This window comes from Pseudomonas frederiksbergensis, assembly GCF_017114915.1.
Taxonomy (GTDB): domain Bacteria; phylum Pseudomonadota; class Gammaproteobacteria; order Pseudomonadales; family Pseudomonadaceae; genus Aquipseudomonas; species Aquipseudomonas frederiksbergensis_I.
The window spans coordinates 179,360-203,548 of record NZ_JAAUOE010000005.1; the positions used below are offsets into that span (position 1 = coordinate 179,360).

The 24,189-nt window shown below is 60.6% G+C and carries 20 protein-coding genes; 4 read left to right on the forward strand and 16 right to left on the reverse strand.

What is annotated here, in order from left to right; genetic code table 11:
* Window positions 1–20: 20 nt before the first annotated feature.
* From HCU66_RS06160 to gcbA, 16 genes are all read right to left on the reverse strand, one after another.
* On the reverse strand, window positions 21–617 hold the full coding sequence (locus HCU66_RS06160; protein WP_205887636.1) for a MarC family protein: 597 nt from the start codon (window positions 615–617) through the stop codon (window positions 21–23).
* A 65-nt stretch (window positions 618–682) separates the two neighbouring features.
* Window positions 683–3,457, reverse strand: coding sequence for a response regulator (locus HCU66_RS06165; protein WP_205887637.1), 2,775 nt, complete (start codon window positions 3,455–3,457; stop codon window positions 683–685).
* A 99-nt stretch (window positions 3,458–3,556) separates the two neighbouring features.
* Window positions 3,557–4,852, reverse strand: a complete 1,296-nt coding sequence (gene purD / locus HCU66_RS06170) for a phosphoribosylamine--glycine ligase (RefSeq protein WP_205887638.1) — start codon at window positions 4,850–4,852, stop codon at window positions 3,557–3,559.
* A gap of 149 nt (window positions 4,853–5,001) precedes the next feature.
* Complete coding sequence (purH, locus tag HCU66_RS06175) at window positions 5,002–6,609, reverse strand: bifunctional phosphoribosylaminoimidazolecarboxamide formyltransferase/IMP cyclohydrolase (protein ID WP_205887639.1); 1,608 nt, start codon at window positions 6,607–6,609, stop codon at window positions 5,002–5,004.
* A gap of 81 nt (window positions 6,610–6,690) precedes the next feature.
* On the reverse strand, window positions 6,691–7,011 hold the full coding sequence (fis, locus tag HCU66_RS06180; RefSeq protein WP_007907419.1) for a DNA-binding transcriptional regulator Fis: 321 nt from the start codon (window positions 7,009–7,011) through the stop codon (window positions 6,691–6,693).
* Window positions 7,008–8,018, reverse strand: coding sequence for a tRNA dihydrouridine synthase DusB (gene dusB / locus HCU66_RS06185; RefSeq protein ID WP_205887640.1), 1,011 nt, complete (start codon window positions 8,016–8,018; stop codon window positions 7,008–7,010). The genes fis and dusB overlap by 4 nt, the downstream gene beginning before the upstream one ends.
* A gap of 185 nt (window positions 8,019–8,203) precedes the next feature.
* Window positions 8,204–9,430, reverse strand: coding sequence for a DUF3426 domain-containing protein (locus tag HCU66_RS06190; protein WP_205887641.1), 1,227 nt, complete (start codon window positions 9,428–9,430; stop codon window positions 8,204–8,206).
* 30 nt (window positions 9,431–9,460) lie between these two features.
* Window positions 9,461–10,339 (reverse strand): 50S ribosomal protein L11 methyltransferase, encoded by an 879-nt coding sequence (gene prmA, locus HCU66_RS06195; protein ID WP_205887642.1) that lies wholly within the window; start codon window positions 10,337–10,339, stop codon window positions 9,461–9,463.
* A gap of 162 nt (window positions 10,340–10,501) precedes the next feature.
* Entirely contained in the window at window positions 10,502–11,860 is a 1,359-nt protein-coding gene (gene accC / locus HCU66_RS06200) for an acetyl-CoA carboxylase biotin carboxylase subunit (RefSeq protein ID WP_205887643.1), read from the reverse strand.
* A gap of 17 nt (window positions 11,861–11,877) precedes the next feature.
* Window positions 11,878–12,342 (reverse strand): acetyl-CoA carboxylase biotin carboxyl carrier protein, encoded by a 465-nt coding sequence (gene accB / locus HCU66_RS06205; protein ID WP_205887644.1) that lies wholly within the window; start codon window positions 12,340–12,342, stop codon window positions 11,878–11,880.
* A gap of 47 nt (window positions 12,343–12,389) precedes the next feature.
* Entirely contained in the window at window positions 12,390–12,842 is a 453-nt protein-coding gene (gene aroQ, locus HCU66_RS06210; protein WP_007937215.1) for a type II 3-dehydroquinate dehydratase, read from the reverse strand.
* Between the two features lie 132 nt (window positions 12,843–12,974).
* Entirely contained in the window at window positions 12,975–14,714 is a 1,740-nt protein-coding gene (locus HCU66_RS06215) for a protein-disulfide reductase DsbD (RefSeq protein WP_205887645.1), read from the reverse strand.
* A gap of 200 nt (window positions 14,715–14,914) precedes the next feature.
* The gene (locus HCU66_RS06220; protein ID WP_205887646.1) at window positions 14,915–15,379 is read right to left on the reverse strand and encodes a hypothetical protein; all 465 of its coding nucleotides are present in this window, start codon (window positions 15,377–15,379) and stop codon (window positions 14,915–14,917) included.
* Complete coding sequence (locus HCU66_RS06225) at window positions 15,357–15,602, reverse strand: polymorphic toxin type 44 domain-containing protein (protein WP_241015380.1); 246 nt, start codon at window positions 15,600–15,602, stop codon at window positions 15,357–15,359. The genes HCU66_RS06220 and HCU66_RS06225 overlap by 23 nt, the downstream gene beginning before the upstream one ends.
* A 287-nt stretch (window positions 15,603–15,889) precedes the next feature.
* Window positions 15,890–17,836 (reverse strand): methyl-accepting chemotaxis protein, encoded by a 1,947-nt coding sequence (locus HCU66_RS06230; protein ID WP_205887647.1) that lies wholly within the window; start codon window positions 17,834–17,836, stop codon window positions 15,890–15,892.
* Window positions 17,837–17,887: 51 nt separating this feature from the next.
* Window positions 17,888–19,558, reverse strand: coding sequence for a diguanylate cyclase GcbA (gene gcbA / locus HCU66_RS06235; protein ID WP_205887648.1), 1,671 nt, complete (start codon window positions 19,556–19,558; stop codon window positions 17,888–17,890).
* Between the two features lie 289 nt (window positions 19,559–19,847).
* Here gcbA and HCU66_RS06240 point away from each other — a divergent pair, with 289 nt between their 5' ends.
* The 4 genes from HCU66_RS06240 (at window position 19,848) to speA (ending at window position 24,177) form a co-directional block, all read left to right on the forward strand.
* On the forward strand, window positions 19,848–20,915 hold the full coding sequence (locus HCU66_RS06240) for a DUF2333 family protein (RefSeq protein ID WP_205887649.1): 1,068 nt from the start codon (window positions 19,848–19,850) through the stop codon (window positions 20,913–20,915).
* A gap of 3 nt (window positions 20,916–20,918) precedes the next feature.
* Entirely contained in the window at window positions 20,919–21,488 is a 570-nt protein-coding gene (locus HCU66_RS06245) for an NUDIX hydrolase (RefSeq protein WP_205887650.1), read from the forward strand.
* A 183-nt stretch (window positions 21,489–21,671) separates the two neighbouring features.
* Entirely contained in the window at window positions 21,672–22,043 is a 372-nt protein-coding gene (locus HCU66_RS06250) for a translation initiation factor Sui1 (protein WP_105340398.1), read from the forward strand.
* A 220-nt stretch (window positions 22,044–22,263) separates the two neighbouring features.
* Complete coding sequence (gene speA / locus HCU66_RS06255; RefSeq protein ID WP_205887651.1) at window positions 22,264–24,177, forward strand: arginine decarboxylase; 1,914 nt, start codon at window positions 22,264–22,266, stop codon at window positions 24,175–24,177.
* Window positions 24,178–24,189 lie beyond the last annotated feature (12 nt).

The following is a 24,189-nucleotide window of genomic DNA, read 5'->3' on the forward strand; positions in this document are numbered from 1 at the left end:
CGGTCTTTTTCTTTCCGGTTTCAAGGCACCAGATAGCCCCTTACCCCGGTAAAGATGATCTGTGCAGCCAACGCGCAGACGAACAGCCCCATCAGCCGGCTGACAATCTGCAAGCCCTGGTCGCCAAGAATCCGTTCTATCCGGCTGGACAAGTAAAGCACCACGCCGACGGTAAAACTGGCCAGGGCAATACTGATGATCGCGGTGAGTTTGTCATCCCAGTGAGGCTGGCTCACCCCCATGACCAGCAGCGCACCGATGGTCCCGGGGCCGACCGTCAGCGGGATGGTCAGCGGAACGATGGTCACGTCCTGCTGCACGTTGTCGGTCTGCACCACCGACTTGCCTTGGGCCATGCCCAGGGCCGAGATGAACAGCACACTGCCGGCGCCGATGCGGAAGGCATCCACGGTGATGCCGAACACGTCGAAGATCACCCGCCCGAACAGGTACAGCAAGACGCTGGAAACCAGCGTGGCGGTTGCCACTTTCCAGGCCAGGCGTCGCTGCTCCTTGCGCGAATAGCCGCGGGTCAGACTGATGAAACAGGACAATACGAAGAACGGGCTGTAGAGCACCAGCATCTTCAGGTAAACGCTGAACAACACGTGGAGCATGGGGCAAGCTCACTGGCGAGGGAAGTCGAGGGGGGAGTCTATCAGGCGCTGTAGGGACTGTCGGCTCAGGAAGTCTGAACCGCCCGGTTCTGCTGATCGCGCTGGGCAACCCAATGCTCGATCAAATCGCGTAACTGCGACAGTTCGACCGGTTTGGCCATGTGTCCGTCCATGCCCGCCTGACGCGCACGCTCTTTGTGCTCGGCGAGGATGTGCGCGGTCAACGCGACCACGGGGGTGCGAATCCGCTGGTTACCGACCTCCCAGGCACGCAGTTGCTGGGTGGCGGAGAAGCCGTCGAGGATCGGCATTTCGCAGTCCATCAGCACCAGGTCATAACGCTGGGCCTTCATCGCCACCAAGGCTTCCTCGCCATTGCTGGCGGTGTCCGGCTGCAGGTTGAGCTTGCCCAGCATGCCGCGAATGACCTTGGTCGAGATGCTGTTGTCTTCGGCCACCAGGATGCGGAAATCGCTGGGCACCTTGATCGGAAGGGCAGGGCCGGAGGGTGGGTTCTGCGAGGTGGTCGGGCCTTTGTTGCGCTGGTTCAGTTCGTCCGCCAGGGTGGTCTTGAGGGTGTAGCCGGCCACTGGCTTGGCAAGGATGCGTTTGACCCCGGAGTTGCGCGCGATGATCTTGCTCGGCGCGTTGCTGATGCCGGTGAGCATGATCAGTAGAATGTCATGGTTCAGACTCGGGTCTTCCTTGATCTTGGCGGCCAGTTGCATGCCGGTCATGCCGGGCATGTTCTGGTCCAGCAGGACCACGTCGAAATAATCGCGCAGGTGGGCCTTGGTGCGCAGCAGTGCCAGGGCCTCCTTGCCGGACGGCACGGCGCTGACGTTCAGGCCCCAGGCGCTGCATTGCTGCACCAGCACCTTGCGACAGGTATCGTTGTCATCCACGACCAGGACGCGCGCGCCTTGCAGCGGGCTGTCCAGGTCCGAAGTCGGATGTTCGAGACGGTCCGGATCCAGTGGCAAGGTCAGCCACAATGTGCTGCCCTGATTGGCGCCGCTCTTGATCCCGAACTCACCCTGCATCAAACGGATCAGTTGACGGGCAATCACCAACCCCAGATTGCCCCCCAGGCTGGTGGCCGAGAGGAAGTGCTTGCTGTGCAGTTCGGCGTGCATCAACGCGTCACGTTCTTCAGCCTCCATCGGCTGGCCGCTGTCCTGCACGGCGATGCGCAGCCGCGGTTTGGCGCTGCGCTCATCCAGGGCGACGACGATCAGAATCTCGCCTTCGTCGGTTTTCTTCAGGGCGTTTTCCAGCAGGCTCAGCAGGGTCTGGCGCAGGCGTGTCGGGTCGCCGCTGATGACGCGCGGTACCTGCGGCTGGATAAAGCTGATCAGCTCGATGTTCTGCTGTTCGGCCTTGGCGCGGAAGATGTTCAGGCAGTCTTCGATCAGGGCATTGAGGTCAAACTGCACGTCGTCCAGCTCGATCTGCCCGGACTCGAGCTTGGAGATGTCGAGAATTTCGTTGATCAGTGTCAGCAATTCGTTGCCGGCGCTATGGATGGTCTGCACATAGTCGCGCTGCTTGACCGACAGCGGTGTGCCCAGCAGCAGTTCGGTCATGCCCAGCACGCCATTCATGGGCGTGCGGATTTCGTGGCTGATTTTCGCCAGAAACTCGGCCTTGGCGTTTATCTCGGCGTTGCTGGCGGCCAGGTCGCGACTGACGCTGAAACGGTCTTCGGTGATACTGCGCTGTCGCTCGCCCAGGGCAATACTCATCAACAGGCCACTGATACAGATAAACACCAGCAGGGTGATGATCAAGCCTTGCGGGGCGACAAGGGTCAGCCCCTGCAGCGCCGGCAGGATAATCAATGTGCCGAGGTTGAACACCACCATGGCCGCCACGAACAGACGCGCCGGGCGATAACCTTTTTGCCAGTGATGGGCGCTGACGAACAACATGCTCAGGCCGGCCAGAGCAACCAGCCCATAGGTGATCAGGTTCAGTGGCAGTGTGTTGACGAACAGCAACAGCAGGCCGCAGACCACGATGAGCAGGATGTCCCCCAGCAGCAGTTTGTTCAGCGGGTGCGGGCCTAGCGGAGCGAAGAAACGGTAGGCGAACATCAGGCCGCAAGGCGCGGTCAGTAGCAAGGCGAGGTAGGTGCCGGGGGTCTGCACGGCGGACCAGTTCGGCAACCATGGACGCGCCAGGTTCAGCAACAACACCAGGCTGAGCAGCAGCAGCCCTTCGCACGCCGCCAGCCAGAGGCTGCTGCGCGAGCGGGTGTAGGCGTAACGGGTCAGGTTATGCAGGATCAGCATCCCGATACAGCCGAAGAGCAGGCCGTAGATCAGCGTCTGGTTCTGAGTGGCGGCGGTCATGACCGCCGATTGCAGGGTGATGTATGGCCGCAACTGGTGTTCTGAGACCAGTCGCATATAAACGTCGAGGGTTTTGTCACTTTGTGGCAGCGGCAACATGAAGTCGCTGCTGGGCAGGGGGCGCTCAGCCTGAGGCTGCCCGGTACCGGTATTCAATTGATCGATCAGTTGGTCGCCGTCGAGCACATACAGATTGAGGTGCGACAGGTCTGGTGCGAACACCCGCAGTAACTGTTCGTGTTTGCCAGGCGCGAGCCTGAAACGCAGCCATAACGCACCCTCGGGCCCGGCCGCGGTGAGGCGCTCGAGTTCGATGGGGCTGAATTGATTGGTGTAGCGGCTGGAGCGGATGTCGCTCAGCTGCAGGTCGCCCTGTTCGTCGAGCAATACCGCCCAGCCACTGCCTTGCGTGGCCTGGGCCGGGAGCATGCAGAGCAAGGTCAGCAGAGTGACGGTGAAGCCTATGGCAATCCTGAGCCAGCGCACGGCGAAATCCCTTCGTAGGTTGATGCCAGAATATAACTATGCGCGGTGCCGGAATAGTCAGGCAAGGGCCGCAAGCCCTTGCCTGGCCGAATGGATGGCTTATTCCTGATTTTCGCCACGCTCGCGGGCAATGGCGCGGTAGCCAATGTCCTTGCGGTAGAAGCAGCCTTCCCAGTCGATTTTAGCTGCCAGCTTGTAAGCCTGCTGCTGGGCTGCGTCGACGCTGGTGCCCATGGCGGTTGCGCACAGCACCCGACCACCGGCTGTCACCACCTGACCGTCCTTGAGTGCGGTGCCGGCGTGGAAGACTTTGCCTTCCAGTGCCGCGGCTGCATCCAGGCCGTTGATGGCAACGCCTTTGGTGTAGTCACCCGGGTAACCGCCAGCGGCCAATACGATGCCGACGCTCGGACGTGGATCCCATTGCGCTTCGACCTTGTCCAGCGCTTGTGCCAGGGCCGCTTCGACCAGCAATACCAGGCTCGACTGCAAACGCAGCATCACCGGTTGGGTTTCAGGATCGCCGAAACGGCAGTTGAACTCGATGACTTTTGGGTTACCAGCCTTGTCGATCATCAGGCCGGCATAGAGGAAACCGGTGTAAACGTTGCCTTCCTCGGCCATGCCGCGCACGGTCGGCCAGATCACCAGGTCCATGACCCGTTGATGGACTTCGGCCGTGACGACCGGTGCCGGGGAGTAAGCGCCCATGCCGCCGGTGTTCGGACCGGTATCGCCGTCGCCGACGCGTTTGTGGTCCTGGCTGGTGGCCATCGGCAGCACATTCTTGCCGTCGACCATGACGATGAAGCTGGCTTCTTCGCCGTCCAGGAACTCCTCGATGACCACGCGAGAACCGGCATCGCCAAATGCGTTGCCAGCGAGCATGTCGCGCACCGCGTCTTCGGCTTCGGCCAGGGTCATGGCCACGATCACGCCTTTGCCGGCGGCCAGGCCGTCGGCCTTGATGACGATCGGTGCGCCTTTTTCACGCAGATAAGCCAGGGCGGGCTCGATCTCGGTGAAGTTCTGGTAGTCGGCGGTCGGGATCTTGTGGCGTGCCAGGAAGTCCTTGGTGAAGGCTTTCGAACCTTCCAGTTGCGCGGCGCCCGCGGTCGGGCCGAAGCAATCCAGGCCGCGGGCGCGGAACAGATCGACAACGCCAGCGACCAGCGGCACTTCCGGGCCGACGATGGTCAGGGAAACGTTCTTCTGGGCAAAGTCAGCCAGCTGCTCGAGGGCCAGCACGTCGATGGCGACGTTCTCGCACTTGGCTTCGATGGCGGTGCCGGCGTTGCCCGGGGCAACGAACACTTTCTGCACGCGCGGATCCTGAGCCACTTTCCAGGCCAGGGCGTGTTCACGGCCACCGCTGCCAATGATCAAAACATTCATTTCAAAAACCTCGGATGACGCTAATTCTGTGGGGGCTGATCGTTCCCACGCTCTGCGTGGGAATGCCTCTACGGACGCTCTGCGTCCGAGGGACGCGGAGCGTCCCGGGCTGCGTGCCCACGCAGAGCGTGGGTACGATCAAGAAGAAATCAGTGACGGAAGTGGCGCATGCCGGTGAAGACCATGGCGATGCCGGCTTCGTCGGCGGCCGCAATCACTTCGTTATCACGCATCGAGCCGCCTGGCTGAATCACTGCTGTGATACCGACCTTGGCCGCGTTGTCGATGCCGTCGCGGAACGGGAAGAACGCATCCGACGCCATGACCGCGCCCTGCACCTGCAAACCTGCGTGTTCAGCCTTGATCGCGGCGATACGCGCGGAGTTCACGCGGCTCATCTGGCCGGCGCCGACACCGATGGTCTGACGGTTCTTGGCGTAGACGATGGCGTTGGACTTGACGTATTTGGCGACTTTCCAGGCGAAGATCAGGTCGTTGATTTCCTGTTCGGTCGGGGCGCGTTTGGTCACCACTTTCAGGTCTTCGCTGCCGATCATGCCGATGTCGCGGCTCTGCACCAGCAAACCGCCATTGACGCGCTTGTAGTCCCAGGCCGGAACGCGATCCGCCGACCACTCGCCGCAGGCCAACAGGCGTACGTTGGCTTTGGCGGCCACGATGGCGCGGGCTTCGGCGCTGACGGACGGGGCGATGATCACTTCGACGAACTGACGCTCGACGATGGCTTTTGCGGTTTCAGCATCCAGCTCGCGGTTGAACGCGATGATGCCGCCGAACGCCGATTCGGTGTCGGTGGCGTAGGCCAGTTCGTAGGCCTGACGGATGCCGCCTTCGGCGTCCGGGCTCACGGCCACGCCGCACGGGTTGGCGTGTTTGACGATCACGCAGGCCGGTTTGACGAAGCTCTTCACGCATTCCAGCGCGGCGTCGGTGTCGGCCACGTTGTTGTACGACAGCTCTTTGCCTTGCAGTTGGGTCGCGGTGGCGATGCCGACTTCGGCAGGTTTGGCTTCAACGTAGAACGCCGCGCTCTGGTGCGGGTTCTCGCCGTAGCGCATTTCCTGGGTCTTGATGAACTGGCTGTTGAAGGTGCGCGGGAATTCGCTGCGACCTTCTGTGCTGAGGGTTTCAGCCGCCTGGTTCACGGTGCCCATGTAGTTGGCGATCATACCGTCGTAGGCGGCGGTGTGTTCGAAGGCCTTGAGCATCAGGTCGAAACGCTGAGCGTAGGTCAGGCCGCCGGCCTTGAGATTTTCCAGGACGTTGGCGTAATCGCTGGCATTGACCACGATAGCCACGTCTTTGTGGTTTTTTGCCGCCGAACGAACCATGGTCGGGCCGCCGATGTCGATGTTTTCGATCGCAGTCGGCAGGTCGCAGCCAGGCTTGTTGATGGTGGCTTCGAACGGGTACAGGTTGACCGCGACCAGATCGATCGGCTTGATGCCGTGCTCGTTCATGATGGCATCGTCGATACCGCGACGACCGAGGATCCCGCCGTGGATTTTCGGGTGCAGGGTTTTCACCCGGCCATCCATCATTTCTGCGAAGCCGGTGTAGTCCGCGACTTCCACTGCGGCCACGCCGTTATCGCGCAGCAGCTTGAACGTCCCGCCGGTGGAAAGGATCTCGACGCCCAGGGCTTCGAGCTCCTTGGCGAATTCAAGGATCCCGGTCTTGTCGGAAACGCTGATCAAGGCGCGGCGGATCGGCAGGCGGGTGGTCTGGTCGGTCATCTCAATTTCCATCAAAAGCAAAGGAGTCAGCAAAAAAGGCGACCGGTTTTACGCGGGCGCCTTTCTGGTTTGATTGAATGCTTACAGCAAATCGTACTGCTTGAGTTTCTTGCGCAGGGTGCCCCGGTTCAGCCCGAGCAGCTCACTGGCCTTGGTCTGGTTGCCCTTGACGTAGTTCATCACGCACTCGAGCAGGGGAGCCTCGACTTCGGAGAGCACCAGGTTGTACACATCCGTGACGGCAGCGCCCTCAAGGTGGGCGAAATAATTGTGCAGCGCCTTCTCGACACTCCCGCGAAGGGTCTGACCTTCTTCGCTCGGTGTGTTGAGGTGCTGTTTCAAATTCACGTTGTCGCTCACGGGTGTTGTTCCACTCACTAAAGTCTCGGTCATCATCGTCATGCGGCCACCCCTTCTCCGTCCCCTGTCAGGCTCTTGTAACGTTCGGCGAAGAAGGCCCGAACGTAGGCGCATTGTGCTTCCGTATCTTCCAAACGATTGAAGTGGGCGCGAAACTCCCTGGCGCCCGGCAAGGTTGCGAGATACCAGCCCACATGTTTGCGAGCTATGCGCACGCCCATGACGTCGCCATAGAAGGCATGCAGCGCGGCCAGATGCTCAAGCAGAATACATTCCACCTCGATCAGTTCCGGTGCCGGGAGTTTTTCGCCGGTACGCAGATAATGGTCGATTTCACGAAAAATCCACGGCTGCCCCTGGGCAGCCCGACCCACCAACAGGCCATCGGCACCGGTCGCGTCGAGCACGTACCGGGCCTTCTCGGGCGAATCGATATCGCCATTGGCGAAGACCGGAATCGACACCGCCTGCTTGATCGCGGCAATGGTGTCGTACTCGGCTTCGCCGGTGTACAGATCGGCGCGGGTGCGGCCATGCACCGCCAGCGCCGTAATGCCTGCCTGTTCGGCGATCTTCGCCACCGTCAGGCCGTTCTTGTGCTCCCGGTCCCAGCCGGTGCGGATCTTCAGGGTGACCGGCACATCGACTGCGGCCACCACGGCCTGCAGGATCTCGGTCACCAATGCTTCATCCTTCAACAGGGCGGAGCCTGCGGCCTTGTTGCAGACCTTCTTCGCCGGACAACCCATGTTGATGTCAATGATCTGTGCGCCCAGCTCAACGTTGGCTCGGGCCGCATCCGCCAGCATCTGTGCATCGCCACCGGCGATCTGTACCGAGCGGGGCTCGGGATCGCCTTCGTGGATCATGCGCATCCGCGATTTGCGGGTGTTCCACAAGCTCATGTCGCTGGTGACCATTTCCGAGACTACAAGACCCGCGCCCAGTCGCTTGCACAGCTGACGAAAGGGCTGGTCGGTGACGCCCGCCATGGGGGCGAGAATCAAGCCGTTGTGCAATGTATATGGACCGATGCGTACCGCCGACATAGGACTTCCCTGTTGTGGGGCCGGATCATGAGAGTTCGAAAAAGGGTTGGCATGATACCCGAGCTCGATGACTGGATAAAGGCTGAATTGAACAAAATCTGAACAGCTATTCTGTTATCGCCAGCGGTTTGGTTTGAACGGTCAAAGTCAGAAATCCGCCATCAAGCCTGTAACGGTGAGCCGTTTCACTCGGGGGAGTGGAAGCTCAGGCTGTAGTTCACCGCTTTGGGACCCGGATCGAGAATGTCCAGCGCGATATGGATCGGCGTTTGTGGCGGCATTTCCGCCAGGCCTTCGAGATCGCCGTTGAGGTACTCGCCGGGCTTGAAGCGACGGCTGGCGATCAGGTGGCCGTTGAGGTCGGCAAAGCGCAGTTCCAGCAGCGGGAAGGGCTGGGAGAAGGGTGCACGGTTGTAGATGATGGCATCGACCACCAGGGCGCCGTTGAAGTCCGGGTGGCTGCGGACCACCAGGTTGCTGCTTTTGACCTTCGCGATGTCGACTTTGGATGGCACGGTGCAGCCGATGTGCGGGCACAGTTGCTGGAACCACGGACGGTACTGGTCCTGACGCGCCAGTTCGTCGAAGTGATAGGCGACGTATTGGCCGACAAGGCCGGCGGCGCCAAGCAGGATCAGCAGCAGCCAGAAGAAGCGCCGACCCCAGGGTGAACGGCGTCTTTGCCAATCCAGTTGCAACGGGTCGTCACTCAGGTCCTGTAGCACTTCGGCGCGCAGGGCCGGTTCATTGCGTTCGCGTCGCTTGCGCAGGGGCTCGACCGAGGGTAGATCGTCGTCGATTTCATCGTCATCGGTGGTCGCCGACAGGCTTGCAAAGGGGATCGGGGCGTCGAGCGGGTCGTGTAGGCGCAGCTGTTGTATCTCGGGTTCGTCGCCCGGATCCACGGGTTCCAGGGACAGCGAAGGCTCAGTGCGCGAGTGTTTGCCCGGCTCGATCGTCGGTTCTGGCGTGGGCTCTTCAGCCACGTGCGCGCGATCGGCGGCCGATTCGCTGAAGAGGCTGTCGGACCAGGGGGCTTCGTCGTGCTCGGCGCTATCGCGGCGAGCGCTGAGGCTGTCCTCGCGGGGGCGACCGAATTCCGTCGTTGGCTGGATTTCCCGCTGTTCGAGCCGGGCGAGTTCTTCATCCAGGTCCAGGCTGTCCAGATCCATTTCGGCGGCGGTCCATTGCTTTTGGCTGATGGCTCGCTGCACGGGTGGTTCCACGGGAGGCGGTGCAACCGGTTTGACCGCGGCCTTGCCGGCCCGTTGCTCAAGCAGCTGTTTGGCGGCGTTGAATACCTGCAGGCATGAGCCGCAACGAACCACCCCACGGGCCATGCTCAACTGGGCATGGCTGACACGGAAGCTGGTTTGGCAATGAGGGCACTGGGTGACGAAGCTGTCGGTCATGCGGCAATCCGGTTTATGCAGGCGCCCATTCTAGCGCCGACGGCCTGTGATGCGTACCCAGCCATCACGATTGGCGATCGGGTCCAGATCGAAATCCTGAGCGTAGGCTGCGGCGACTTCTTCACCCTGTTCGGCGAGGATGCCCGACAGCGCCAAACGACCGCCCGGCTTGACCAGGCTGGACAGTTGCGGCGCCAGCGAAACCAGCGGGCCGGCCAGAATGTTGGCCACCAGCACATCGGCCTGAACCTGCGGCAGATCTTCCGGCAGATACAACGGGAACAGCTCTTCGGCAATGTTGTTGCGCCCGGCATTGTCGCGGGAGGCCTCCAGGGCCTGCACGTCGATATCGGTGCCGACGGCTTGCTTGGCGCCCAACAGCAGGGCAGCAATCGCCAGAATCCCCGAGCCGCAGCCGAAGTCCAGCACGTTGCAGTCCTTGAGGTCCTGGCTGTCGAGCCATTCCAGGCACAGTGCGGTGGTCGGGTGAGTGCCGGTGCCGAACGCCAGGCCCGGGTCCAGCAGCAGGTTCACCGCGTCAGGCTCAGGGGCTGCGTGCCAGCTCGGGACAATCCACAGGCGCTGACCGAAGCGCATTGGCTGGAAACCGTCCATCCAGCTGCGTTCCCAGTCCTGATCTTCGATCACTTCGCTGTGATGCTCGGGCAACGGGCTGCCGGTCAGCAACTCGAGATGGGCCAGCACACTGGCAGCGTCGGTGCCGCCTTCGAACAGCGCCAGCAGGTGCGTATGCGACCACAGCGGGGTGGTGTTGAGTTCCGGTTCGAAGATCGGCTGGTCTTCGGCGTCCATGAAGGTCACCGACACAGCGCCTACTTCAAGGAAAGCGTCTTCGTAGGTTTCGGCTTGTTCTGGGCTGATGGCGAGACGGACTTGCAGCCAAGGCATGGCGGGCACCTTTGAAAAATATTGATTGCAGCCTAGCGGGCTGCGAGAAGCGCGCAAGTTTACGCGAGCGCGAGGCAGAAGACGACCATAGGGTATAAGCCGAAAAGATCGCAGAAACAACAAAGCCGCTCGAAAGCGGCCTTGTCATGTTCCGGCTGAAGCTTAGTGCTTGTCGCCGGCCAGCTTGTGCTCGAGGTAGTGAATGTTCACCCCCCCTTTGCAGAAGCCTTCGTCACGGGTCAGATCACGGTGCAGCGGGATGTTGGTCTTGATCCCGTCGACAACGATCTCGTCCAGCGCATTGCGCATGCGCGCCATGGCTTCGTCACGGGTTGCGCCGTAGGTGATCAGCTTGCCGATCAACGAATCGTAGTTCGGCGGAACGGCATAGCCACTGTACAGGTGCGAATCGACGCGAACGCCGTTGCCGCCTGGGGCGTGGAAATGCTTGACCGTGCCTGGGCTTGGCATGAAGGTTTTCGGGTCTTCGGCGTTGATCCGGCATTCCAGCGCGTGACCGCGGATGACCACGTCATCCTGGGTGTACGACAGCTTGTTGCCGGCGGCGATGCTGAGCATCTCCTTGACGATGTCGATGCCGGTGACCATTTCCGATACCGGGTGCTCTACCTGGACACGAGTGTTCATCTCGATGAAGTAGAAACGGCCGTTCTCGTACAGGAACTCGAAAGTGCCGGCGCCACGGTAGCCGATATCGATGCAAGCCCTGACGCAGCGGGCGAGGACTTCCTCACGCGCGTTCTCGTCGATGCCCGGTGCCGGCGCTTCTTCGAGAACCTTCTGGTGACGACGTTGCAGCGAGCAGTCGCGGTCGCCCAGATGGATGGCGTGACCCTGGCCATCGGAAAGCACCTGAACTTCCACGTGACGTGGGTTGGTCAGGAATTTTTCCAGATAAACCATCGGGTTGCCGAACGCTGCGCCCGCTTCGGAACGGGTCAGTTTCGCCGAGGAGATCAGGTCTTCTTCCTTGTGCACCACGCGCATGCCACGACCACCACCGCCGCCAGCGGCTTTGATGATCACCGGATAACCGACTTCGCGACCGATGCGCAGAGCGGTTTCTTCGTCTTCAGGCAGTGGGCCGTCGGAACCCGGAACGGTTGGAACGCCTGCGGCGATCATGGCGTGCTTGGCCGATACCTTGTCGCCCATCAGGCGAATGGTTTCGGCTTTCGGGCCAATGAAGGCGAAGCCGGAGTTCTCGACCTGTTCGGCAAAGTCGGCGTTTTCCGCAAGGAAGCCGTAGCCTGGGTGAATGGCGGTAGCGCCGGTCACTTCAGCCGCGGCGATGATGGCCGGAATGTGCAGGTAAGAGTGCGCGGCCGAGGCCGGACCGATGCAGACGGATTCGTCTGCCAGGCCCAGGTGCATCAGCTCTTTGTCGGCCTTGGAGTAAACGGCGACAGTCTTGATGCCCATCTCTTTGCAGGCGCGCAGAATCCGCAGGGCGATCTCACCGCGGTTGGCGATCAGAACTTTTTCCAACTTCGCAGTCATCAAAGGCTCTCCGCGATTCAAACGATAGTGAACAGCGGTTGGTCGTACTCAACCGGCTGGCCGTCTTCGACGAGGATGGATTCGATCACACCGCTGGCTTCAGCTTCGATGTGGTTCATCATCTTCATGGCTTCGACGATGCACAGAGTGTCGCCTTTCTTCACGGTCTGGCCGACTTCAACGAAGGACGGCGAGGACGGCGAAGATTTGCGATAGAAAGTGCCGACCATCGGCGAACGGGCAACGTTGCCGTTCAGCGTTGGGGCAGCCGGAGCCGCAGGAGCGGCGGCGGCAGCAACCGGAGCTGCAGCGACAGGCGCAGGTGCCGGAGCGTGCATCGGAGCCGGGGCGTAGTACTGCTGAGCCGGTGTCTTGCTGTGACGGCTGATGCGTACGGACTCTTCGCCTTCCTTGATCTCGAGCTCGTCGATGCCGGACTCTTCCAGCAGTTCGATCAGTTTCTTAACTTTACGGATATCCATGAATCATCAACTCCCAAGGGTCGGTCAGGGGCGTTTAAGCTTGTTGTTCAAGCTGTTGCCTGTCTTTCAAGCTGCTCTAGGGCGGCCTCCAGGGCCAGTCGATAACCGCTGGCGCCAAGGCCGCAGATCACTCCCACCGCTACATCGGAGAAGTAAGAGTGATGGCGGAAAGGTTCGCGTTTGTGCACGTTGGACAAATGCACTTCGATGAATGGGATGCTCACCGCCAGCAGCGCGTCACGTAATGCGACACTTGTGTGCGTAAAAGCTGCTGGATTGATCAGAATGAAGTCCACACCTTCGCCGCGAGCAGCGTGGATGCGGTCGATCAGTTCGTACTCGGCGTTGCTTTGCAGGTAGAGCAAATGGTGGCCGGCGTTGCGCGCCCGCTGTTCCAGATCCTGGTTGATTTGCGCCAGGGTGGTTGCACCGTAGACGCCCGGTTCCCGGGTGCCGAGCAGGTTCAGGTTAGGGCCGTGCAAAACCAATAGGGTCGCCATCTGCTGCTCCTTTGTTATCCGTGTGCAATTGTCAGAACCCGGCGACTATGCCGCAAAGCCTTTGTGACTGTCCAGTTCTATGCAATAGCCGGCACGATGGCCGATGTTTGCGCGAAATATGTGACCGGGTGATTAAATCCGGTCATTTGCTTTCGCAACACGTTCGGCGAAGTCTTTGGCGTTGATCTCACCGATCACTCGCACATCGGTGCGTTCGACCCCGTCCTTGCCGAAAAACATCAGCGCCGGAGGGCCGAATAGCTTGTAGCGGTCGAGCAGGGCACGCTGTTCGGCGTTGCTGGCGGTGATGTCGAAGCGGATCAATCGATAGCCTTTGAGGCGCTCGACGACGTTGGCATCGTTGAGGACTTCATGTTCGATCACTTTGCAACTGATGCACCAGTCGGCGTACCAGTCGAGCAGCAGCGGCGTGCCGGAGGATTTGGCTTGGGCGAGGACGCGGTCCAGCTCGGCTGGAGTGGTGATGGTTTGCCAGGCGCTGGTGGATTGCGCTTGCTCATTGCCCGTGACGATGCGCGGCTGGCCGATGGGGTTGAACGGATCGGTCTGACCGCTGAAGGCGCCGTACCAACAGGCCAGCGCGTAAAACAGCAGGAACATCCCCAGCAATTGCCCCAGGCGTTCCCGTGGCGGTTTGTAGACGAATTCCAGCGCGCCCATGAATAACCCGACGCCACCGGCGAGCAGGCCGATCAGCAACAAGGTGACCTGGCCCGGCAACACGCGGCTGAGCAACGCGATCGCCAATCCCAGCAATAGCACCCCAATCGCGTTTTTCACGTAGATCAGCCACGGACCGCTTTTCGGCAGCCAGGCCGCGCCGCCGGTCGCCACCAGCAACAGTGGCGCCCCCATGCCCAGGCCGAGCATGAACAATTTCAAACCACCGCCCAGCGCATCGCCGCTGGCGCTGATGTACAGCAGCGCGCCTGCCAGTGGTGCCGACACACAAGGCGAAACCAGCAGACTCGACACCACGCCCAGCACCGCCGCGCCCCACAATGAACCGCCTTCGGTGCGCCCGGCGATCCGGTCCAGACGGCTACTGATGGCGTGGGGCAGTTTCAGTTCGAATACCCCGAACATCGCCAAGGCAAACACCGCGAAAAACAGCGCGAACGGTACTAGCACCCAGGCCGATTGCAGGCGCGCCTGAAGATTCAGTTGTGCGCCGAACATGCCCATCAAAGCCCCGAGCAGCGCAAAACAGACGGCCATTGGCAACACGTAAGCCAGCGACAGATTGAAACCGCGCAAACCGCCGGCCTGCCCGCGCAAGACCACGCCGGAGAGAATCGGCAACATCGGTAGTACGCAGGGAGTAAAGGTCAGGCCGAGGCCGGCGAGGAAGAACAGCGCCAGTTCGCGCCAGCTCCAGGTAGTGGTCGCGCCGCCGCTGCCATTAATGCTCAGGCGCTCAGTCTCGGGCGGGTAGCACAGGCCTTTGTCGGCGCAGCCTTGATAGGTCACGGCCAGGGTAAAGGCGCGGGAATCGGTACGCGGCAGTTCTACATCGAGAATGCCGTAGTAAACCTCGACATCGCCAAAGTACTCATCGTGCTTTTGTTCGCCCTTGGGCAGTTGAGCCGCGCCGAGGCCAACGTCGGCCGGATCGGCGCGAAACTGGAAGCGATGGCGGTAGAGGTAGTAACCCTCGGTGGCGACAAAGCGCAGCTTGATCGATTGCGGCGTGCTTTCTACCAGGCTCAACTGAAAGGCTTCGCGCACCGGCAGGAAGTCGGCGCTGTTGTTGATCGAGCCCAGGGTGGAACTGGGCCGACTGTCCAGCAACCCGGCGGCGGAGGCCGGCAGGGCGAGCACTAAAATCAGCAGGCAAAGCAAGCGGCGCATGACAATCTCGCGTATTGGAGGTGGGGGCATGATAGCTGAGTGTGCAATGTATGCGACTACGCCGATCTCCCGTAGGCGCTGCCAAAGGCTGCGATATTTTGACTTTGATCTTCAACTCTCGATCCGTCGCCAGGATCAACATCAAATGATCGCAGCCTTCGGCAGCTCCTGCAGGGAGGTGTTTCAGTCAGGCTTCGGGCTTACTTTGTTGGTTGATCGCTGGAGTGTTTACACAAGTTGATTGTTATAGGGGTGTAGTGGTTACTGTTGGTATGTCGAAACAGCGTGCTGCTGTGATACTCATAGACTTCCTGGTTGGTCGATACATTGATAGTTGAACCTTGGATATCGACCTTTATGGCTGGATCTCGGGTGACTAAAAACGGACCAGCGGTCTTGAGTTCAGACGCTATTTGCTCGTTGGATGTCAGTTCGCGATAGACATAGTATCGATAGCTGAACGGTACTGTTGCTCCGCCTCGATCATCTTTGACGCCGTAGATGAAGCCGTTTTCGCCAAGGGGTAGTTTAAGTACTACATCGGTCAGCACTGGGTTGCCGGAAGACATGAGCCATGTCCAGCCGATGTAAGCCAAGCATACAGCTAGCAGGGAGGAGGCGACGATTGTGTATGCAGTGTTTTTAGTAGTTCCTGAAACGGGCATACCTGACTCCCTTCTTGATCCATTCCTGATCCGCAGGATCATCGCCAAAAGGAGCCTCGCTCCACCAGCTTCCAAATTCTACTTTTGTCGTTTTTGCCTGTGTCTGGGCAAGGCCGGCGGCACGTAACAGAACATTCTCGGAAAACCCCGCAGCAATCCCGGTCGCGCCGTAATTGAAATTGCCAAAGGCTTCATAGTCAGGGGATAGTTTTTGTAGTCCCAAGGGCCGCGATTTCTGACTTGGCTATAGAACCAGGAGTAAATGAATGCGGATCCCTCTTTCAAAACTTTTTTCTTGTGGAAGGCAATGGCCATGTTTTCCTCCACAGATACGCCTGGGGGCGACGTTGGAACTATCACGGGGCACTCCTGTGCACGCTCGATTGATTGAAGCGCTAAACTCTAGCATCAAAACGATGACTAAAAGCACCGTATAGATAAACAGGAGTTTTCATACAAGAACTCAGGTGTCGATAATCTTGCTCGTTGGTAGCGTTCAGGCCCGAGCCCTTAAACCCGAAATGCCTGCACCGCTGTATGCAACTGCCCACCCAATGTCAGTAAATGTTCGCCTTGGCTGCGCCCTTCACCAATCCTCAGCAAGTTATCCCCACCCAATTGGTGAATCCGCTCACTGTGATCGCGGATTTCGCTGACAGCGCCGCTCTGCTGGGCGGTGACATCAGCGATGCGCACCGCTGTGTCGGAAATGGTCTGGATCGCTCCGACGATTTTATCCAGCGCGCCGTCGGCCGCCTGGGCCTGGCTGGCCGTGGCCTCGGCGTGTTCGACCTGGGCGCGCATGCCTTCGACCGATTGCCGCGCAGCGGTTTGCAGGCCGGCGATCAGGGTCTGGATCTCGGCGGTGGCACCGGCGGTGCGTTGCGCCAGTGAGCGTACTTCTTCAGCCACCACCGCAAACCCTCGGCCCATTTCTCCAGCGCGGGCCGCTTCGATGGCGGCGTTCAGGGCCAGCAGGTTGGTCTGGTCGGCAATCGAGCGGATTACCGTCAGTACGCCGCCGATGGTTGCCGACTCTTCGGCCAGATGTTCGATCATCTGCGCGTTGCCCTGCACTTCACCCACCAGCGCATGCAGCCCGGTGAGGCTCAGGCCGATGACTTGCTGACCGTGCTCCACCGCCAGTCCGGCATGGCGACTGGCATCGGCGGCCTGGCTGGCGTCACCGGCGACTTGTTGAATCGTCGCCTCGAGTTCACCGAGAGAGTCGCGGATCAACGCGGTATCGCCGGCCTGATGCTCGGCGCCGCTGTGCAGGTCATTGCTCAACTCGGCCAGTGTCCGGCTGCTGTCGGCGACCTGCTCGGCGTTGAGCCGAATGGTCCCCACCAGGTCGACCAGATAGGCACGCAAGCGATTGAGCGAGGCTTGAATGTCATGCAACTCGCGGTTGGTCTTGCCCAATTCAATGTCTTGGCTGAAGTCACCCTCGGCCCAGGTCGAAAGCGCTGGCGCCAGGTTGGTCAGGGTTCGGGCCAGGCGTCGCTGCAAGGTGTCGATGAGCAAGGCGATCAGCAGGATCAGCCCGATCATCACCCCCTGCATCAGCCGCACTTCGCCCTGGATTTGCCCGTGCTGGGCCCGCACCACTGGCTCCAACCCGGCGATGGCCTGTTGCACGGCGGTGATTTTCAGGTGCGTCGCGGCGCTGAGGTCGGCGCGTTTCTGGATCTGTTCGCGAGTACGCGCCAGTTCAGCCGGGTAGCGGGTGAGCAGGCTGTTGAGTTCACGCTTGAGGCTGACGCCGGCATCTTCGGCGACGGCTTTCTCGGTGTTCTCCAGGCCCATCATCGCGGCGAAATCATCGGTGTTCGATTCACTGCTGGTGGTTACCCCCAGCAATGGCAAGGTGTCCAGTTGTTCAGCCTGAACGCGGATGTTGGCGACTTCGCGCTCGACATCGGCGGCCAGTTCGCTACGTCCGCTGCTGACCAGCTTGTCCCGGGCCAGAGACAGCTTGCCCAGATGCAGGGAAGCCGCGAGCAAAGGTGTCAGGTACGACGCATTGCTGCTGGCGTACTGGCTGAGCTGATCGAGGCTGGCGCCGAGTTCGCGTTCGGCTTGCAGCAACAGGGCTTGTGGATCGCCGGCGAGTTTGCCAGCGGCCAGCAGGTCCGTCTTGCTGAACTCTTCCAGGTTCGACAGGCTGGGACGCAAGGTCTCGGCCAGGGGCGGCGGCAACTCTGCGAGCTCCTTTTGCAGGCTGTCGATGGCCTGACTGGCGCTGCTCAGGCGCAGGGCATCGCCGCTGGCCAGGTAATCCTCGACGTTGCGCGCCACTTCATTTTGAAACTGCTGAGACAGTCCCAGGTAACGCTCCATCAACAGATAGGGACGTTCCAGGGCTTTTTGCGACCACCAGAGCGTGGCACCAAGGGCCACGCACACGGCGACCAGAAGGAGGGTATTGAGGTTGGTCAACAGCTTCAGACGCATTGCGGGCTACCAACGGCAGAATGGTAAGTGCCTGAAGTTATTGCGTTTGTGTTACAGGGTTATGACTGAATCGGTCGATTCCGATGAAAAGGTGGCACTTTGCTTTGATTCCCGCGCGGCTTGCACGCGGTTGCGTCCGGCGTCCTTGGCGCGGTATAGCGCCTCGTCCGCCTGGCTGGCCATCAGCAGGCTGTCGGAGCCTTCGCGCAGTTCGACAACGCCGGCGCTGAAGGTGCACCAGAGGTCCTGGGGCTGAGCAGGGTAGTGAATTTCGGCAAAGCGCTGACGAATTTCATCGAGCACCTTGTAGGCCGATTCGAGATCGGTGTCCGGCATGACGATGGCGAACTCTTCACCGCCGTAGCGGCCGATGAAGTCGGTCTTGCGCAATCGTTGCTTGAGGAACAACGCCAGACTCTTGATCACCCGGTCGCCCATGGGGTGGCCGTGGCTGTCGTTGACCCGTTTGAAGTGGTCGATGTCGAGCATCGCAAAGCTCAGCGGTTTGCTTTCGCGACGGGCGCGGAATGAACAGTCTTCGAGCAATTGCAGAATGTGGGTGTGGTTGTACAAGCCGGTCAGGCTGTCGCGCACCATCCGCGCTTTCAGATTACGCGCCCGCGCCGCGCGGTTGCGTACGGTGGTGATCAGGTGCCGGGGCTTGATTGGTTTGGTCAGGAAATCGTCGCCGCCCTCGCTCATGGCGTCGAGCTGTTTGTCCAGATCGTCTTCGGCCGACAGATAAATGATCGGCACGCTGACATAGCGGTCGTTATGCCGGATCACCTTGGCCAGTTCCGTACCGGTGCAGGCCGGCATGTACATGTCGAGGATGATCAGGTCCGGCTGGAAATCCGCCAGTTCGGCCATGGCCTGGATCGGTTCGATCAACGTTCGGGTGACGATCCCGGCGCTGTTGAGCAAGCGTTCGGTGTGCAAAGCCTGGGCACGGGAGTCGTCGATGATCAGCACTTTATAAGGTTCGTACTGGGCGACGCAGGTCAGCACTTCGATCTTTTCCAGCAGGCTCGAAGCTTCGAGGGTGCCGGTGAGAAACTCCTGGCCGCCGGCGCGCACGGCGGCGAGGCGGGTCGGAGTATCGGTTTCGTGCAGGCTGAAAAACAACAGCGGCAAGGGCTGGTCCAGGCCTTCCTGGGCTTCGGCCGCCAGTTTCAGGCCAATGCCGGCGCCACCGAAGTCGACGTCCATGACAATCGCCGCCGGCAAGCGCTCGACCATAGAGGAGCGGAACGCGGCGACACTGTCCAGGGATTGGGCGCTGAGCCCGAAGAATTCAAGTTGCTTGGCCAGCCGCTCGGCCCGGTCGTGATCCTGCAGCATCACGTAGATCGGCTTGCGCAGCGGCGGCAGGAAGGTTTGTTCGAGCTGATCGCCATGGCGCAGGCCGGTGCGGGACAAGCGCTGCATCAGGCGATTGAGGTCGGTGATCAGATCGCTGCTCAGGCGTCCGCGATTGGCATCCACCGCTTCCAGCGACTGCCCGATGTGGCGCGCCAACTGGGTGTGTTCCGGTTGTTCGAAACGTTCGGCAAAGCGCAGCAGGCGCAGATTGGCCTCGCTCAGCTCCGACAGGTCGGTGGTGGACCATTCGTTGCGTTGCAGGCGTTGCCATATCTCAAGTATCTGACGAGCCTGATGAATGACCCGCTGGGCAAAGTGGTGCTTGAGGCGCTCACGGCTGGGGTCTGCTGGCTCGGTCATATCCTGACTACTAGTTAGGGTGCATGCTGAGATCGACTGGTGGCTCTATGCTAGCACCTCTTTTCAATTGCACGAGTGTCGTATGTCAATAATCTGCAAAGCGACTTCATTCAGTTTCTGACCGACTGGTCGCATAGGCTCAACGCTGTGCTTCATTTATAGTGGCGGCTCGATTGCAGTCATTGCGTGGTTCGCTGTGCCCCGCTGGATTTAATGCGCGGCAAATGAGGCACGATGGCGTAGGGTTGTGGTCGAACCGATGAACTCAAGTGATTGAAAGGATATCGCCATGCTGGACTGGAAGAACCGCACGGGCAGCGCGCCTGAGCGCGCCGCTGAACCAAAATCGGCCACCCGCAGTTATTTCGGCGGCCTGTTGTTCAGTCGGGCGTTGGCCACCCTGATTGGCCTTTACCTGTTGGTGGCAATCGCGCTGGGCTGGTACTGGAGCCAGGAGCCGGCGCTGTTCCCGGTTCAGCAGAATGCCCAGGTGGCGGCCGAGAAAGAAGGCAAGCAGATGGTGGTCGGGTACACCACGGTGGAAACCCTCAAAACCGTCGCCGGTACCTTGCTGACCAAGCCGGGTGGCTATATTTCCAACGACCGTTTCCCGCCGGGTCTGTGGATGGACAACATGTCGAGCTGGGAATATGGCGTGCTGGTCCAGGTCCGCGACCTGAGCCGTGCGTTGCGTAAAGACTTCGCCCGTTCCCAGTCGCAGTCCGCCGAAGACGCCGACCTGGCCAAGGCCGAGCCGCGCTTCAACTTCGACAACAAGAGCTGGGTGCTGCCATCCAGTGAGTCCGAGTACCTGGAAGGCATCAATTCTCTGAGCCGCTATCAGGCACGCCTGTCGGGGGCAGACCAGAAAAGCGCGCTGTTCTACGCCCGCGCCGACAACCTGAACAACTGGCTGGGTGATGTGGGGACCCGTCTGGGCTCGCTGTCGCAACGGCTGTCGGCCAGCGTTGGCCGGGTCAAGCTCAACACCGCGCTGAAAACCGAAGTCCCGGCGCTCGGCCAGGTGCCGCAGGTTGACGAAGAAGTCGTCGAAACCCCGTGGCTGCAGATCGACAACGTGTTCTACGAAGCCCGCGGTCAGGCCTGGGCATTGTCCCATCTGTTGCGCGCCATCGAGGTCGACTTCGCCGATGTGCTGGCGAAGAAAAACGCCACGGTCAGCGTGCGCCAGATCATCCGTGAGTTGGAGGCCTCGCAAGAGCCGGTCTGGAGCCCGATGATCCTCAACGGCAGCGGCTTCGGCGTGCTGGCTAACCACTCGCTGGTCATGGCCAACTACATCTCCCGGGCCAACGCCGCGGTGATTGACTTGCGTCAGTTGCTCAATCAGGGCTGAGTCATGGTTGATAACTCCCTCGATGGCAAGCGGGAGGCCGCCCATCGCGCGGCCTCCGATGCCGAACAGATCGCCTGGGTCGACGAGCAGGACAACCTGCTCGGCGCCTTGGTGCGCTCGGACCTGCGTGAACGCGGGCTGATCGGGCGCGGCACCTACATCATGCTGTTCAATTCTGCCGGTGAGCTGTGCGTGCACCGGCGCACCCTGAGCAAAGCGATCTATCCCGGTTATTGGGATGTGGCGGCCGGCGGCATGGTGCTGGCCACCGAGACCTACGCCGAATCGGCGGCCCGTGAGCTGGAGGAAGAGCTGGGTGTGAGCGGTGTGGAGCTGACCGCCCATGATCACTTTTTCTTCGAGGACACCGGCAACCGGCTCTGGTGTTCAGCGTTTTCGGCGGTGTGGGATGGTCCGTTGATCCTGCAGCCGGAAGAAGTGCTCGAAGCGCGCTTCATTTCCGTTGAACAGGTGATGCTGGAAATCGAGCAAAAGCCTTACTGCCCGGACTCTCTGGCGGCGTTGAAGCGCTATCTGAAGGCTCAGCAAAGCAACGTCGCAAAGAAGGTATAAATTGGCGCCGATTGGCTCTTAGCAAGTCGGCTTTTTGCCGGTACACTGCGCGACCTTTTCAAACTGAACCGGCAGTGCCCCATGTAGGAGCGGTTCAGTAGCGCTGCCCCTGCCTGAGTGGGGCTTCGCGGTCGATGGCACCGGGTGCCGCGACCAGTCTTTGTCCTCCCAAGAGGATTGCCGGTGGCCAAAAAAGCCGCATCCTTCGCCGCCCTTGGTGGCCTGGTATTTTCCACCGACGCAGGTCGTCATTGCCCCGATTGCCGTCAACCGGTGGATGCCTGCATCTGCAAACAAACCGTCATCCCGGCCGGCGACGGCATCGCTCGCGTGCGTCGCGAAAGCAAGGGCCGCGGCGGCAAGACGGTGACCACCATCACCGGTGTGCCGTTGGCCGAAGACGCGCTCAAGGAACTGGCCACCACGTTGAAGAAACGTTGCGGGACCGGTGGGGCGTTGAAAGACGGGATCATCGAAATCCAGGGCGATCATGTCGAGCTACTCTTGGCCGAGCTGATCAAACACGGTTTCAAAGCGAAGAAGTCCGGCGGCTAGCAGCCTCTGTGAAAACCACCCGCGGCTTGATCCAGTCCCGATTTCATTCGGGGCTGGCGTCGTCACCATGGTTTTCACAGAGCCTGTTCATGACCGGTTTCTAAACTCACTGCAGTCAGCGAGGTCTACCCCCTCGTTGACGAACCGTCATTTTCATTCTTTAGACTGCGCCGGCCTGAACTCAAGGCGACGCTCTATGACTTCTTTATAGGGGACTTCGATGTCCGTACGACGCACACGCAAAGACGATGGCAGCCAATGGACAGTTGCGGACAGCCGCAGTGTTTACGGGATTCGCCATTGGGGGGCCGGGTATTTCGCGATCAATGACGCCGGTCGCGTCGAAGTTCGTCCGAACGGCCCGACCAGTTCGCCTATCGACCTGTTCGAGCAAGTCGACCAACTGCGCAAAAGCGGTTTGTCCTTGCCGTTGCTGGTGCGTTTCCCCGACATCCTGCAAGACCGCGTGCGTCAGCTGACCGGCGCGTTCGACGCCAACATCGAGCGCCTGGAATACCAGAGCAAGTACACCGCGCTGTACCCGATCAAGGTCAACCAGCAGGAAGCGGTGATCGAAAACATCATCGCCACCCAGAACGTATCGATCGGCCTGGAAGCCGGTTCCAAGCCGGAGCTGCTGGCGGTACTGGCCCTGGCGCCGAAGGGCGGCACCATCGTCTGCAACGGTTACAAGGACCGTGAGTTCATCCGTCTGGCGCTGATGGGCCAGAAGCTGGGCCACAACGTATTCATCGTGATCGAGAAAGAATCCGAAGTCGGCCTGGTGATCGAAGAAGCGGCGTCGCTCAAGGTCAAGCCGCAGGTCGGTCTGCGTGTGCGTCTGTCGTCCCTGGCGTCGAGCAAGTGGGCAGACACCGGTGGCGAAAAATCCAAGTTCGGCCTGTCGGCGGCGCAACTGCTGTCGGTGGTCGAGCGTTTCCGCGCTGCCGGTCTGGATCAGGGCATTCGCCTGCTGCACTTCCACATGGGCTCGCAGATCGCCAACCTGGCGGACTACCAGCACGGCTTCAAGGAAGCGATCCGTTACTACGGCGAGTTGCGCAACCTTGGCCTGCCGGTGGATCACATCGACGTCGGCGGCGGTTTGGGCGTGGACTACGACGGTACTCACTCGCGTAACGCCAGTTCGATCAACTACGACATGGACGATTACGCCGGTGTCGTGGTCGGGATGCTCAAGGAGTTCTGCGACGCGCAGAGCCTGCCGCACCCGAACATTTTCTCTGAAAGCGGCCGCTCCCTGACTGCTCACCACGCCATGCTGGTGGTGCAGGTGACCGACGTCGAGAAACACAACGACGACGTGCCGAAGATCGATAACAAGGAAGAGCTGCCGGAAACCGTGCAGTGGCTGGTTGACCTGCTCGGCCCGACCGACATCGAAATGGTCACCGAGACCTATTGGCGCGCCACGCATTACATGAGCGACGTGGCCACCCAATACGCCGATGGCAAGCTGACCCTGGCGCAAAAAGCCCTGGCCGAGCAATGCTACTTCGCCGTGTGCCGCCGCCTGCATAACTCGTTGAAGGCGCGTCAGCGCTCCCACCGTCAGGTGCTCGACGAACTCAACGACAAGCTGGCCGATAAGTACATCTGCAACTTCTCGGTATTCCAGAGCCTGCCGGACACCTGGGCCATCGGCCAGGTCCTGCCGATTCTGCCGCTGCACCGTCTCGACGAAGAGCCGCTGCGCCGTGCCGTGCTGCAAGACCTGACCTGCGACTCCGACGGCAAAATCAAGCAGTACGTCGACGAGCAGAGCATCGAGACCAGCCTGCCGGTACACGGTCTGAATGATGGCGAGGACTACCTGCTGGGGATCTTCCTGGTGGGCGCCTACCAGGAAATTCTCGGCGACATGCACAACCTGTTCGGTGACACCGACTCGGTGAACATCTACCAGAATGCCGACGGCAGCGTGTACCACGCCGGTATCGAAACCCATGACACCATCGAAGACATGCTGCGTTACGTGCACTTGTCGCCGGAAGAGCTGATGACCCACTACCGTGACAAGTGCGCCAGTGCCCGCATCAGCGCCGCCGAGCGCACCCAGTTCCTCGACGCCTTGCGTCTGGGCCTGACCCGTTCGTCTTACCTGTCTTCTTGAGGTAAGACACCG

Bases quoted from the DNA above. Each gene is read 5' to 3' on its own strand.
- HCU66_RS06160 (WP_205887636.1), bottom strand. From the start codon at position 617: ATGCTCCACGTGTTGTTCAGCGTTTACCTGAAGATGCTGGTGCTCTAC.
- purD (WP_205887638.1), bottom strand. From the start codon at position 4,852: ATGAATGTTTTGATCATTGGCAGCGGTGGCCGTGAACACGCCCTGGCC.
- purH (WP_205887639.1), bottom strand. From the start codon at position 6,609: ATGACCGACCAGACCACCCGCCTGCCGATCCGCCGCGCCTTGATCAGC.
- fis (WP_007907419.1), bottom strand. From the start codon at position 7,011: ATGACGATGATGACCGAGACTTTAGTGAGTGGAACAACACCCGTGAGC.
- dusB (WP_205887640.1), bottom strand. From the start codon at position 8,018: ATGTCGGCGGTACGCATCGGTCCATATACATTGCACAACGGCTTGATT.
- HCU66_RS06190 (WP_205887641.1), bottom strand. From the start codon at position 9,430: ATGACCGACAGCTTCGTCACCCAGTGCCCTCATTGCCAAACCAGCTTC.
- prmA (WP_205887642.1), bottom strand. From the start codon at position 10,339: ATGCCTTGGCTGCAAGTCCGTCTCGCCATCAGCCCAGAACAAGCCGAA.
- accC (WP_205887643.1), bottom strand. From the start codon at position 11,860: ATGACTGCGAAGTTGGAAAAAGTTCTGATCGCCAACCGCGGTGAGATC.
- accB (WP_205887644.1), bottom strand. From the start codon at position 12,342: ATGGATATCCGTAAAGTTAAGAAACTGATCGAACTGCTGGAAGAGTCC.
- aroQ (WP_007937215.1), bottom strand. From the start codon at position 12,842: ATGGCGACCCTATTGGTTTTGCACGGCCCTAACCTGAACCTGCTCGGC.
- HCU66_RS06215 (WP_205887645.1), bottom strand. From the start codon at position 14,714: ATGCGCCGCTTGCTTTGCCTGCTGATTTTAGTGCTCGCCCTGCCGGCC.
- HCU66_RS06220 (WP_205887646.1), bottom strand. From the start codon at position 15,379: ATGCCCGTTTCAGGAACTACTAAAAACACTGCATACACAATCGTCGCC.
- HCU66_RS06230 (WP_205887647.1), bottom strand. From the start codon at position 17,836: ATGCGTCTGAAGCTGTTGACCAACCTCAATACCCTCCTTCTGGTCGCC.
- gcbA (WP_205887648.1), bottom strand. From the start codon at position 19,558: ATGACCGAGCCAGCAGACCCCAGCCGTGAGCGCCTCAAGCACCACTTT.
- HCU66_RS06240 (WP_205887649.1), top strand. From the start codon at position 19,848: ATGCTGGACTGGAAGAACCGCACGGGCAGCGCGCCTGAGCGCGCCGCT.
- HCU66_RS06245 (WP_205887650.1), top strand. From the start codon at position 20,919: ATGGTTGATAACTCCCTCGATGGCAAGCGGGAGGCCGCCCATCGCGCG.
- speA (WP_205887651.1), top strand. From the start codon at position 22,264: ATGTCCGTACGACGCACACGCAAAGACGATGGCAGCCAATGGACAGTT.